Annotated in this window: 14 protein-coding genes and 1 riboswitch; of the genes, 1 reads left to right on the top strand and 13 read right to left on the bottom strand. The window is 37.4% G+C overall.

The window, feature by feature from the left end:
* The first annotated feature begins 210 nt into the window (after positions 1-210).
* A riboswitch (SAM riboswitch) is annotated at positions 211-320 on the top strand.
* A gap of 77 nt (positions 321-397) precedes the next feature.
* A complete protein-coding gene (locus ACNQFZ_RS01420; protein WP_458413586.1) occupies positions 398-1,171 on the top strand; it encodes an alpha/beta hydrolase in 774 nt (257 codons plus the stop codon).
* A 51-nt stretch (positions 1,172-1,222) separates the two neighbouring features.
* On the opposite strand, the gene ACNQFZ_RS01425 is transcribed toward ACNQFZ_RS01420, so the two are convergent.
* The 13 genes from ACNQFZ_RS01425 to ACNQFZ_RS01485 all read right to left on the bottom strand — a co-directional run bounded on the left by ACNQFZ_RS01425 (position 1,223) and on the right by ACNQFZ_RS01485 (position 12,854).
* The gene (locus tag ACNQFZ_RS01425) at positions 1,223-2,167 is read right to left on the bottom strand and encodes a cation diffusion facilitator family transporter (RefSeq protein ID WP_458413587.1); all 945 of its coding nucleotides are present in this window, start codon (positions 2,165-2,167) and stop codon (positions 1,223-1,225) included.
* 43 nt (positions 2,168-2,210) lie between these two features.
* Positions 2,211-3,017, bottom strand: a complete 807-nt coding sequence (locus tag ACNQFZ_RS01430) for an HAD family hydrolase (protein WP_458413588.1) — start codon at positions 3,015-3,017, stop codon at positions 2,211-2,213.
* 149 nt (positions 3,018-3,166) lie between these two features.
* Positions 3,167-4,249 (bottom strand): CaiB/BaiF CoA transferase family protein, encoded by a 1,083-nt coding sequence (locus ACNQFZ_RS01435; RefSeq protein WP_458413589.1) that lies wholly within the window; start codon positions 4,247-4,249, stop codon positions 3,167-3,169.
* Between the two features lie 37 nt (positions 4,250-4,286).
* The gene (locus tag ACNQFZ_RS01440) at positions 4,287-5,510 is read right to left on the bottom strand and encodes an MFS transporter (protein WP_458413590.1); all 1,224 of its coding nucleotides are present in this window, start codon (positions 5,508-5,510) and stop codon (positions 4,287-4,289) included.
* 162 nt (positions 5,511-5,672) lie between these two features.
* Positions 5,673-7,175: a stalk domain-containing protein gene (locus ACNQFZ_RS01445; RefSeq protein WP_458413591.1), complete on the bottom strand. Its 1,503-nt coding sequence runs from the start codon at positions 7,173-7,175 to the stop codon at positions 5,673-5,675.
* Between the two features lie 47 nt (positions 7,176-7,222).
* Positions 7,223-7,417, bottom strand: coding sequence for a hypothetical protein (locus ACNQFZ_RS01450; protein ID WP_458413592.1), 195 nt, complete (start codon positions 7,415-7,417; stop codon positions 7,223-7,225).
* 155 nt (positions 7,418-7,572) lie between these two features.
* Positions 7,573-8,187, bottom strand: coding sequence for a ferric reductase-like transmembrane domain-containing protein (locus ACNQFZ_RS01455; protein WP_458413593.1), 615 nt, complete (start codon positions 8,185-8,187; stop codon positions 7,573-7,575).
* A gap of 13 nt (positions 8,188-8,200) precedes the next feature.
* On the bottom strand, positions 8,201-9,580 hold the full coding sequence (locus tag ACNQFZ_RS01460) for a sensor histidine kinase (protein ID WP_458413594.1): 1,380 nt from the start codon (positions 9,578-9,580) through the stop codon (positions 8,201-8,203).
* Positions 9,561-10,241 carry a response regulator transcription factor gene (locus ACNQFZ_RS01465; RefSeq protein ID WP_458413595.1) on the bottom strand — a complete coding sequence of 227 codons (681 nt, stop codon included), beginning with the start codon at positions 10,239-10,241 and terminating at the stop codon, positions 9,561-9,563. The genes ACNQFZ_RS01460 and ACNQFZ_RS01465 overlap by 20 nt, the downstream gene beginning before the upstream one ends.
* A gap of 52 nt (positions 10,242-10,293) precedes the next feature.
* Positions 10,294-10,839: a ferric reductase-like transmembrane domain-containing protein gene (locus tag ACNQFZ_RS01470; RefSeq protein WP_458413596.1), complete on the bottom strand. Its 546-nt coding sequence runs from the start codon at positions 10,837-10,839 to the stop codon at positions 10,294-10,296.
* Position 10,840: 1 nt separating this feature from the next.
* Entirely contained in the window at positions 10,841-11,788 is a 948-nt protein-coding gene (locus tag ACNQFZ_RS01475; RefSeq protein ID WP_458413597.1) for an FAD:protein FMN transferase, read from the bottom strand.
* Positions 11,785-12,099, bottom strand: coding sequence for a hypothetical protein (locus tag ACNQFZ_RS01480; RefSeq protein WP_458413598.1), 315 nt, complete (start codon positions 12,097-12,099; stop codon positions 11,785-11,787). The genes ACNQFZ_RS01475 and ACNQFZ_RS01480 overlap by 4 nt, the downstream gene beginning before the upstream one ends.
* The gene (locus tag ACNQFZ_RS01485; protein ID WP_458413599.1) at positions 12,096-12,854 is read right to left on the bottom strand and encodes a stalk domain-containing protein; all 759 of its coding nucleotides are present in this window, start codon (positions 12,852-12,854) and stop codon (positions 12,096-12,098) included. Before ACNQFZ_RS01485 ends, ACNQFZ_RS01480 begins: the two co-directional genes overlap by 4 nt.
* Between the last annotated feature and the right edge of the window lie 82 nt (positions 12,855-12,936).

Below are 12,936 nucleotides of genomic sequence, written 5' to 3' on the forward strand. Positions count from 1 at the left end.
AATAAATGCGATGAGCTGAATTGTGTAAGTCGATTGACACGCTTTAAAGCAATGCACGAATGTGGCGTGCAGTCAATCGCCACAATACGCAGGGCACCTTTACGAAGGTGCCCTTTTATATTTTGTTTTTTTAGTTTGTCTTATTTACAAATAAAAAAATCCATGTTAAAATTTAAAACATAGTAAATTTATCGGAAAAGTTAATATCAAGACTTATCAAGAGTGAACGAGAGATTTGGCTCTATGACTTCACAGCAACCTGCCTATTATCTATAGGCAAGGTGCTCCTACCAACAAAGCCCTGCTTTGGTTGATAAAAGTGTTTGTAATGAACTCCTTTTGCAACGATGCAGAAGGAGTTTTTTATTTGTAGACAATGAGAAATGGAGAGATTATAATGACAAATACAAAATTTCAAGTTATTCCGGGTGCAGAATCATTTTATATAAAAGGCAATGAAATTGGAATTTTACTTATTCATGGTTTCGTTGGAACTCCGCAAAGTGTTAAATTTTTGGGTTTAGAGTTGGCAGCTAAAGGTTTTACAGTATTAGCACCACGATTAAAGGGCCATGGCACACATTTTAAAGAGATGGAAGAAACAACATTTGCAGACTGGATTGCCGAACTTGAACATGCTTATTCCGAGCTAAAAAAGGTATGTTCCCATGTATTTATTGTTGGCCAGTCAATGGGTGGCGCCTTATCACTTTTATTATCCAAAAAAGTAAATCCTAGTGGTGTAATTACATTAAATGCTGCTTTTTCCGTTCCAGGATATGAACAATATAAAAATGAACTAGCATTGCAATATGTTCCTGAAGGAAAGCCTGATATAAAAGATGACAGTGTGATTGAAATCACCTATCCATTTGTTCCAGTTCATGCCATCAAACAGCTATTAGCTGTAATTGAAATTAGCAAGGCAAATCTTTCGGAAGTAACATGTCCCCTACTTTTGTTTAAATCTATAGAGGACCATGTAGTGCCTGCAGAAAGCACGAATTATGTTTATGATCATGTTTCATCATGGCAAAAAGAGATCGTGGAACTAAAAAATTCTTATCATGTAGCTTCCATGGATCATGACAAATTTAAGGTTGTTGAACATGCAGAATGGTTTATCCGAAAAATAGTGGAAAGCACGGCGTTGGAGTGCAAAATTTCATAAATTATTACCGGCTAATGTAAAACGGACCATCAAAAAAGATGGTCCACATTGCTATACTTCTGTTTCAGCATGCTGCAGATTTGATTTTTCAACTTGAATCGTAGTATGCAAGATTTTAAACTTACTTTCTATAATTGAAATCGCCTCTTGCAATATGACTTGACTGTCTTTATCATCATCAATTAACAAGTGACAGCTTAAAGAATCCAGTCCGGAGGTAATCGTCCAAATATGAAGATCATGAATGTTAATGACACCAGGAATTTGCTGCAGTGCTGCATTTACTTCTTCTTGATCAATGGTTATTGGCGTACCCTCCATTAAAATATGAACAGTGTGTTTTACTACACCCCAGGCACTTTTTAAAATTAATAAGGCGACAATCACACTAATAATCGGGTCCGCTGTGTACCAATGAAAAAAGTACATGATAATCCCGGCCAAGATTGCCCCAACTGAACCTAAAGCATCGCCTAGAACGTGTAAATAGGCACTTCTGAGATTGACATTATCTTTTACATCGCCTTTACTGAACATGGCCCAGGCACTTAATAAATTTGCCGCGAGACCAATAACAGCAATTATAATCATCGATCCGCTCGCAACAGTAGGCGGCTCTAAAAAGCGACCATACGCCTCATAGATAATAAAACCGGCAATGACGAATAACGTAACCCCATTAAATAATGCTGCCAATATTTCAAAGCGATAAAAGCCATATGTTTTATTCGGAGATGGTGGCCTTGTTGCAAACCACATCGCAACTAAACTTAATGCTAGTGAACTAGCATCACTAAGCATATGACCAGAATCAGATAGCAATGCTAAGCTGTTCGTAAATAGTCCTCCAAAAAACTCCAATAACATAATTCCAGCCGTAATCAGAAGGGCAATGGTAAGCCCCTTTTTATTTCCTTCTCTCATATGATCGTGGCCATGGTGATGGTGATGCCCATGATGGTGATCATGATGGTGATGGTCATGGTGGTGACCCATACACTTTCCCCCTATCTATTAAAACCCGCTTTGAGAAAAACTATTATGAACGTTTTATACCCGCTGGTTGTAACTTCAAAATTTGCTGGATGGCCTCAGCAACAGAATCAACGACATAGTTGGCTTCTTTTTTTACTTCAGGATGGGCCGTTGCCATGGCAAAGCTATTATCAGTTAAATGAAACATCGGGATGTCATTGTAGGAGTCCCCAATACAAGCAATTTGATTTGCGTTCAGTCCTGTGTGTTTTAGGAGGATTTGGACCGCATTTCCTTTGCTGATATTTTTCGGCATTACATCTAGTATATGAGTTTCTGAAATAAAGGTGTCTAACTCTTTTGGGTATGCTTCCGCTAAATCCTTTTGCAATTTTTGAAGAGTCTCTTCGTCACCGTTAATAATAATCTTAGAAGCATGAATGCTTTTTCCGATGTTTCCTTTCAATTCAATATCTTCGACAATCGGACTGAAAAGCCTCTTTTCAATTTGAGAAATAATCCCGTCCTTTTTTTCCACGTATTCTTTGTCAATCGTTGAGAGAATTGTAACCACATTCTCATTCGAAATTCGTTCATATAATTTTCTGGCAATCATTGGGTCAAAGGAAGTTCGATGAAGCTCTTGATTTTCGTTGGAAAAAACGAAGGCACCATTTTGGCTGATACGATGAAAGTTCGAGCCAATCATCTTAGAAACAGCTTGGATGTCGATATCTTTACGGCCCGAAGCCAAACAGAATTCAATACCATGTCCTAAAGCCCTATGTATCGCTTTTATATCATCATCTTGAACTTTATTATCAATACTAAGTAAAGTCCCATCTAAATCGCTAAAAATCATCTTAATCATAAAACATTTCTCCTACTTCAACATTTTTATCGTATTCCTACATATCTTAACCTATTTTAACGCAAAAAAACAAAAAGGATGTCTTCAAAAGTGCCGTAAATATATGACACTTCTAAAACATCCCAGTTTAAATTGCCTGCGTATATTTCTTACTCAAGTATATGTAAGATGCTGCTTTTCACTTCATCATTATACTCCCCAAGTGTTGGAGGTTTTGTTGCTTTGTATAGTGATGTGAGATGCTGTGTTTTTACATATCTATTTCCATGCACTTCAGCGATTAGTTCTTTTTCTTTGATATATGGATAATTAGCAAGCTCACTTGTTTCTAGAATAGGAGTTAAACAGCAATCAACTTCCAATCCAAATTTTGTCCATTCCTGCAATGGCTTACTTTGAAAAAGATGTTTTACTTCCTTGTAAACCACATTGTCTTCTTCGGTTTTTGATAAAAAAGCAGCAATCCATTCTTCTTTTTTAACAGCCAAACAAAAGTTGGTCCAAAACTTTGACTCTAAAGCTGCTAGACTAACATAACGATGGTCACTTGTTTCATAAATAGCATAATTAATAATCATACCAGATAAAAGGTCAACACCATGTTCGTAGCTGGATTCCTTTTCAATTAGAACATGATTAGCCATGAGCGATACCATCACGTCTGCCAAAGAAATGTCCAGGTACTGCCCTTCCCCTGTTTTTTCGCGGTTGTACACCGCAGCTAAAATGGCTTCATTCGCAGTTATTCCACCAATCAAGTCAGCGAAGGTGTTCGTTGGATGGACAGGCTTCCCGTTTTCATCCTTTAATTGAGCCAACATACCGCTAATCGACATGTAATTTAGGTCATGGCTGCCTAAAGAACTCATGAAACCTTGTTGACCATAACCTGAAAGTGAGCAGTAAATGATATCCGGCTTTCTTACTTTTATAGATTCATAACCAAGACCGAGCTTTTCCATGACGCCCGGGCGGAAGCTTTCTATGACAACATCCCCTTGACAAATTAAATCTAAGGCAAGTTGTCTGCCCTCATTTTCTTTCAAATTTAAACAAATGCTTTTTTTATTACGGTTGTTTGCCAGATATAAGTACTTCCCCGTTGTTCTGGCAGGATCTCCGGTTGGCGGCTCAATTTTAATGACCTCTGCGCCTAAATCTGCTAAACGCATCGTAGCATAGGGGCCTGGTAAATAAGCAGAAAAATCAATTATTCGAATTCCTTTCAGCATAGAGTATCACCTTTCATTATATAAATTTGCATCTCTTTTACTTCATTTTTACCTCTAATGGGGCATCACCCGTAAATGGTACTGTGGTTGGTGCTTGTGAACGAGCATACATTGGTTTAAAAAGAATCATCATAACCAACACAACGACACCTGCAAAAAAGAATAGTGCTGAGAAGCTATATCGAGTGACGATTATCCCTAACACATAAGCTCCTACGGCAATGCCGATATCAAAAAAAGTTAAAAACGTTGCAGTTGCATGTCCGCTTCGATTTTTTCCGGCAAACTGTACTGCCAATGTTTGTAAGCATGGCGTTAAACTGCCATAACCAATACCAATTAAAACCGCAGCAGCTAATAATAAACCTGCAGATTTCGTAACTGTTAACATGAAAAGCCCAATTGCAAAAGCAACAATTAGTGGATAGATGACAATCAACGGTCCTTTCGTATCGAACAAACGACCGACAAACGGTCGAGCAATGAGCATTGAAGCTGCAAACACAATAAAGAAATAGCTGGCAGCCTCTAATAAACCTAGTGATTTTGCAAAAATTGTTATATATGAAAGGATGCTAGAATAAGAAAATGTGACCAACCCAGCAATGATTGCAATCGGAATGGCTTGTTTTTCAAATAAATCATGGAAACTAAAGTGTACTTTAAACTGTAATGGCTTCATGTGATGTTTGGGAACCTGGATAAAAGTCGCAATTCCAACTGTACCAATCATTAATATACAAAGTAATATAAATAATGTATTGAAGGTTGCTTTTTGCAAAAGTGCAATGGCAATAAAAGGACCAGCAACAATCGCAATGTTCATTGACATTGAAAAATATCCTAATCCTTCCCCTCTTCTACGCTCTGGAACAATATCCGCTGAAATCGCATAGGTTGCAGTCGTAAGAATACTGAACCAAATTCCATGGAATAGGCGAAGGGCAATCAACGCATAATAATTGATAATCCAGAGATGCAAAAATGTACCAATCACATAAAAAATCAAACTGACAATAAGTGTCTCTTTTCTTCCAAACGTCTCTAAAATTTTTCCGGAGAAAGGTCTAACAATTATGGCCGATATTAATAACAGTGTTACAACTAACCCCGCCTGTGCTTCTGTTCCCTTCAGTTCATCCAATACATAAATTGGCAAAGCAGTAATAAGAGCGTAATAGGCTAAAAAAAGTAAAAAATTGCTTAAAAATAAAAAAATAAAGCTCTTTGTCCATATCCGCTCACTTTTTTCGTGTTCCATAACTTCTCCCTTTCTTTGGAAATTCAATGTTGTTATAAAAATAACTATAGATTCCCACACCAAATTTGTAAACCTATTTGTTTGTCAATTTAAAATATTGAAAAAATGGTCAAAACCCATAAAAAAAGATGCGGAACAATGCTCCACATCTTTATGCTTTGCTTACATATTAATAAAGATTTTATTTGTACTGCTTTCCCAATTCACATTGGCATTGAGGGCTTCGCTGATAAATCTAAGTGGCACGAGTGTTCTGCCATTTCTAATTTGCGCTGGTACATCAATGGTTTGCTCTTTACCATCAACTTTTGTCATATTTGAATTTGCTTTTAACCAAATGGTCTTGTCTCCATTTGTTGCGGTGATTTCTTGATTTTCCGAATCCCATTGAACTTTCGCCCCGAGTGCTTCGAATATCCCGCGAAGTGGTACTAATGTCCGGTTTGAGTCAATGATTGGCCCCTCATCTTCAAATGCTAGTGCTTCCCCATTTATAATGACATCTATTTTCGAATATTGGCTATTGCCATTTTGGTTGCTCCAACTTCCATCATTTGAATTACCTGAAGCAACAAGTGTTGGATTTAACCATGTTTTATACTGGGCCCATAATGTAGCGGACTCCTGACCTAAACTCCAATTTGCGGTACCTTTAAGGTTATATTTATTAACTAATTCCAGCTTTTTTTGAATCGATTGGTCATTATCAAACCAAATTTCATAGTTTCCAGGTTTCAATGGTTCTTTCCATGAAAATAAGCGAAATGGTGGATCATTTTCTTTAATTGTAACGCGGCCAACATAGCTGCCTTCATTCTGGTCATATTCAAATGTACCGCCATAATTCTCTAGTAAACTAGCTGTCTTATCCATCCAGATGCCTTCACCAACAACACCTTTACGATTCTGTAAATCTTCTAATCTCCAAATGCGTCCGTAAAATGGAACACCAAGGAGCAATTGATCATTATCCACACCTTGATTTAGAGCATACTGAATGGACTTTTCAACGAAATCAAGGCTTGCAACAGGTCCTGGATCACTGCCACTATAGCTTTCATCATAAGCCATGATAATTAAATTGTCGGCATATTTTGCAAGATTTTTATAATCATAGCTGCCATGCCAGCCTTTTGTTAAGCCTCTTGGATTTGCTGCCACTGCTACAGACAATTCTTTTTCTGACGGTATCTTTTCACGTAGCACTTTTACAAATTTGCTGAAGCTGTCTCTTTCTGTATTGGAAAGACCCTCCATATCAATATTAATGCCATCAAGGTCATTATTTTTTATTTCAGCAGCAAGTTTCGTTGCAAGCTGCTCGCTATTTTTTAAAGCCTTTAGCCCTAAATTCTTATCCCAGTGATTACTTAAAAACGGGACTACCTTAACACCACGGTTATGCATTTCTTTAATGAAATTCCCATCAAAATTTGCTGTGACCACTAACCCCCCATCTTTTGCTAAATCATAATAGTTTGGGGAGATGACATCAACGCCACCATTTGTCTGATCAACTTGTTTAATATAGTCTTTCTTGCTCACAGAATATATGTATGAAAAGTTTATTTTTTCTTCGGCCTTCGTAGTTTCAGTAAATAGGGGTATTAAAAGTAAAACGGCTGTCAGCAAAAATATGATAGGCTTTTTTTTATATTTTTTCATTTTTTTCTCCTCTCTTCCTACCTTTCTACAAATTTGTCTTCTTTAATTTAATATTGCTTATTAAAATGACTCTGTTTTAGCATTGAAGCATGGGCCTTCTCAATGATATCTGAAAGAACATCCCCTTTATAAACTCTGCCAAATTTGGTATTCTGTTGATAGAATTCAACGATTTCATCAAGCTTTTGGATTGTTTCCTTTGGTACTCTTAAATTCAATTGCACCCTTGCTTGATCGGTCACCTTTTTCACTCCTTTCACCATGCTATTTTACTGCTATCTCTTTGCTATTTAATTTATATCATATGGATAGCATATTCTATTTTCCTTTTGTTGGCAATGTTAAACTACCACAAAAAAAAACGAATGCGCTGATGAGCTGCATTCGTTTTTTTGTTTTATGCAATTAGAACATGAACGGCACCGATTAGGACCGCCACAATTAGAAAGCCAAAATGGATGGAACGAAATTGTTGGCTGCCTTTGTTTTTCACTAAAAGGACACCAAAGATTGCGGCCACCGCCATAAGACCTACTGAAATCGTCCCTGCTATTTCACGAAAACCAAATTCCCCTTCATTGAGATACATGAGCACCCCGTGAATGATACTTAAGGATAGGGCAGTCACCCCAATCCAAACATGTGATTTACTAACTAGTTTTAAAGCAGAGATAATCCTGTTTTTAGCATTTGGAAATTTCTTGATTAGATTGCGTGAGCCTCTTCTTAAGGGCATTAAAACACCCGCGCCGCCAATTGCAATGACTGTACCCCAGCCCAGTAATTTTCCGCCTTCCTCATAAGGGCCCTCTTTTTCATGTTCCCCTTCACCATATTCGCCGTTGTATTCACCATTATCATCATAACGCCCATTGTAATGATCGCCTGTTCGGTATTCATCATGATCATCATCGTCGTCAGCAAAACTAGGCTGAGCAGCCAGTGACAAACCAAACATAAGCATTAATGCAACAATGCCTCCAACTATTATTTTTGACCAGACATTCATCATCAGAAACTCCTTTTTATGGTTGATTTTTATTTTCTTTTTCTTTCGGTAGTGGCAAATAGATTGAAAAAGTTGTACCTTTCCCCTCTACACTATTCACTTCCAATCTGCCTTTATGAACTTGGACAATCCAATCGGCAATCGATAACCCAATACCACTGCTACCCTGTTCCCTGGATCTTGCTTGGTCCACCCTGTAAAATCGATCAAAGATTCTCTTCTGATGCTCATACGGGATGCCTACACCAGTATCCGCTACATCAATTCTTATTTGATTAATTTCCTTCACTGCTGATACTTGTACCGTCCCATCCGGCACATTGTATTTAATCGCATTATCAACTAAGATAAACAGCAATTGTGTTATTTTTTCCTCATCGCCAAATGCTTGTATTTCGTTTTCTAGTGCAGCACTCAAATGAACATCGACTTTTTCAGCTTCATATTGAAATTTCCTTTGTAATCTTTCAATCACAGTCGTTAATGAAAACCATTCTTTTTTAATTTGTTCTTTTCCAAGGTCTGAACGTGCCAGGAATAATAAGTCGTTTACTAAATGAGACATTCTTTTTACTTCATCTTTTAAATCATCCAACACTGTAACGGAAAATGGTGATAAATTTTCGCGGTCTTCCGCTTCAATTACTTCTAATGATGATTGCATGATACTAAGCGGTGTTCTTAATTCATGGGATGCGTCCGCCGTAAATTCTTTTTGCCTTTTAAATGCGTTGGAAATCGGCACCATTGCCCTACCGGCCATCCAATAACCTAGTAATGCAGAGGCAGCGATAAAGATAATCGATAGAACGATTAAGATTAATAGTAGCGTCTTGATAACGGCTGTCTCTTCTGAAATATTAGTGCCTGCGTATATCGTCCCTAAAAAACGACCATGCTCATTAAGTTGTCGTCCCGATAGAAGGAAATCTTCTTTTGATCCATCTTCTAACTGAATCGTAATTTGCTTTACTTCATTCTCCACTGGCTGCCAGTCTTTGATTTTCGCTAAAATTGAATCTCGAAGCTCTGGATGGTTTTCATCACCGTCAATTAAAGTTCCATCATTTGATACAACAAAATAAAACGTTCCATTTTCCGGTTTGTACTCGATAACATCCCTTTTAGGACGCTTATCTTTTTCTTCTATATCTTCTAAATCATCCTGATCCTCACTATCCTCCTTTTCATTAAAATGAAATTCAAATAAATCCTCGCGATGGTCCTTCCATTCATCATGGGCTAAAGCGATTGCTTTCTCTTTTTGGTCCTTTGTCACAATCGAAAGCAAAGAAAAATAGGTAATAAGAATAAATGAAATTAGAAAAATAATGAGAAAGCTCGTAAATAATAGAGTTAAACGCCATTGGGTGTGGTTAAACAACTTGTTTTTCAATTTTATAACCTACTCCCCTAATATTTTGGATAAGGTGAAGTCCGTCATCGTCAATTTTTTTTCTTAATAAACGAACTAAGGCGTCTAAATTATTGCTGTTCACTTCGGCGTCAAAGCCCCAAATTCGATCGATCAACAAATCCCTAGGCAATGTTTGGTTTGGGTTACGTAAAAACAATTCCAGTAGCTGGTATTCCTTTGGAGTAAGTTGTATTTCCTGTCCATCTTTTTCTACAACATGGGTCACTACATTTAGCCTGATAGGTCCAGCTGTTAAGATTTCTTCTTGAACTAATGGTTTCGAGATTCTACGTTGCAGTGCACGGATTCTAGCAAATAGTTCGGCAAATTCAAATGGCTTTACAATATAGTCATCTGCCCCATAATCAAGGCCTTTTACGCGGTCTTCCAAGCCGTCCTTTGCCGTTACCATAAGAATCGCTCCGTCATAGCCACACGCACGAAGCTCCTTGCAAACCGTAATCCCATCTTTTTTCGGCATCATCCAATCTAAAATTATAAGGTCATAATTAGTATTTTTTGCATAAAGGAGCGCATCTACCCCATTTAGCACCCAATCAACTTGATGTTTTTCCTTTCTCAACATATGGACAACAAGATTCCCCAATCGTTTATCATCTTCAGCTAAAAGGAGTAACATTTTTAACCAACACCTTGTCTTCTTTTTAACTCTATTATATAGAAAATTTTACCTATACGCTTGCTACTTTTTTCGTTTTTGCTTTTAAAAGAAGTAGTTTCACAATTAATAAGGATAAGATGATTGCAAGTGCTCCGGCATAAAGGATAATTGCCCATGCATTGCTAGCATCCGTACCTAATAAAATTCCATGGACGCTGGCGATAATAACCAATGGCAGTGCCAAGCCATGAATCTTCCTCCATACTTTTGCCCCAATCTTTTTCATTACATCCCCCGATATGAATAGCAGTACTAAAAGGTAGAATGAAATAGTACCGAAGCCATTTAATAATGTATCTTCTTTAGTTGTAAATGGAATAAAAATTTCTGTTAATGTATAGGGTTTATAAGTGTCAATGTATAAAAGCAAGCCGTGGAATAAACCAAACAGTAAACTAAGCCAGCCTGCAGATTGGTGGGTGATTTGCAAAAGTTGATTTGTCTTTGGTTTTACAGCTTTTATACTAAACAATAAGCCGCACGCTGCCGAAACAAATAGTAAAAAATAAGAGGTTAAGCCTGCGGCACGAATAAGCTCCCATGTTGGTAAAGTCATATTACATCACGATCCTTGTAACATATTTTTTAATAGATTGACTCATGGCAATTTGACCATCATTTTTAATAATAATGCAGCCTGCATGCGGAAAATGCTTAGTTAACCACGGTACTGCATCCTTAAAATTATGCATACATAACACTTTAGCCAAAACATCAGCCTCTCTTGTATACGATGAAAACACCGTCGCTTGGACAATCTCACTTTCTGATGGGACCCCTTTTTTCCCATTTAAAATATGGTGAACTCGTTCCCCGTTTGCATTCCAGCTTCTGTATAATGTATTAGACGTTGCGATTCCACCATTACGGATCTGGAATTGAATGATATCTTTGTCGCTAAATTTCGAATCTGGATGCTGCACACCGATTGTTCTCTCCTCTTCGCCCCAAACAAAGATATCACCGCCAGCATTCACAATTCCATTTTCCAACCCCAAATCTTGAACAATGGAGGCAACTTTATCAACACTCCACCCTTTGGCAATACCACCAAGGTCAATATCATAATCTACCTTCTTAATAACACCATTCATCACCGGTAAAAATACTAACGGCTCATGGACATTCCATTCAAACTGAAAGGGCTCGATTTGTAATTCCGCTTGGTCCTTTATTTCATTAAAGGTTTTATTATACCCATATGCTTTTAAAGCTGTACCAAGAAATGGGTTAAAATAGAAATTGGTTTGATTCATATAATCGATTGCTATTTTTAAAATTTCATAAAGCATCGGATCAATCCCAATCACTGTTTCCATTGGCTTTTTATTTAATAGAGAAAGCTCACTATTTGGCCGAAAGCGTGAGCAGATATTTTCAAATTGGTCATACCAATTTTTGATTTCCTGCTCCCACTCAGTAGAGTCAATCGTACCAGTTCCAGCTATTTCAATGATTGTGTCCATTGCTTTACATTGAAAATAATGTTCCTGCATGATCATCATGATCTCCTTGTACGTTGCTGAGCACGATCTAAATAAGGCTGCTGTGTTCTTGGTGTGGCTACGATTGTTTCATTGCTGTATTCTACATCCCAATTATTTTCATCCCAATTTAAGGCAAGTAGTTGCTGCTCCCGCTCTTCTTTACTGATTGCAGCACTATCTTGGGTGTTTACTACGTTCGTATTTTCGTTTACTGCATAGCCATCATTGGCATTGGATGCTTGATCATTGGCATCAATCGTTTGTAAAAATAGAGTAAAGGTCGAAATCCCACCAACACCTACAATCCATTTCATCCATTTATTGTTCATAGTTGTGCAACTCCTTCTAATAGAATTTGATTATTTGTTGTTTTTTCATTAATTTGAAAACCCAGACCATTTGCTAGTACTGAAATCGGCATATAGTACACATCATTTTTCTTTACCATCTGTGCCTGCATCGGCGTTTTTCTCATATTTTCATAAACGACTTTTGTATTGTTGCGAACAATGAGCTGCATGTTGCCCTTATTAATCTCAATAATTTCAGAATTTGGATAGACGACCGTTTTTGCTCCAAGGTATTTGGCAACCTCTTCGACAGGAACTAAAAGCTGGCTAACGTTTGGAATCGCCCCGACTGTGATAGGCTCTTCATTATTCAATTTTAATGAGATTTCACCAGCTTGACTGATTGGCAGTGCCGTAGTTTCAGTTGGCTCAGTTGCTGACCTGGACCATTTGTACCAAGATTCATTGACAACATTTATTTGCGGCTGCTGTTGGTCGTAATAATAATAATCCTGATTCTGTTCATATTCCTCGTATTCGTCATCGTCATCATCGTCGTATTTTTCATGATGTCTTTCATACTCACCGTTGCCTTTTTCGTAGTAATCATAGTTGTCATCATCATCTTCTTCATCACGATATTTTTCATAATCCGACTGTTCATATTTTTGCTCGTTATTATAGTTGTAATAATCCTTTTCCTTGTGATCATCGTCTGCCTTTGCTACTAGTCCATAACTTAAAAAACTACTAGTAAGTAAAAAGGCTGCTGGTAATAAAAACCTTTTTTTCATTTTCATCCCTCCACACTCTTCATGTTAACCGTGCAAAATGAAAAAAAAGTGAAAAAAATGATTTTTTTAATCGTCTGGTGGA

The organism is Schinkia acidoalkalinis, from assembly GCF_054301215.1.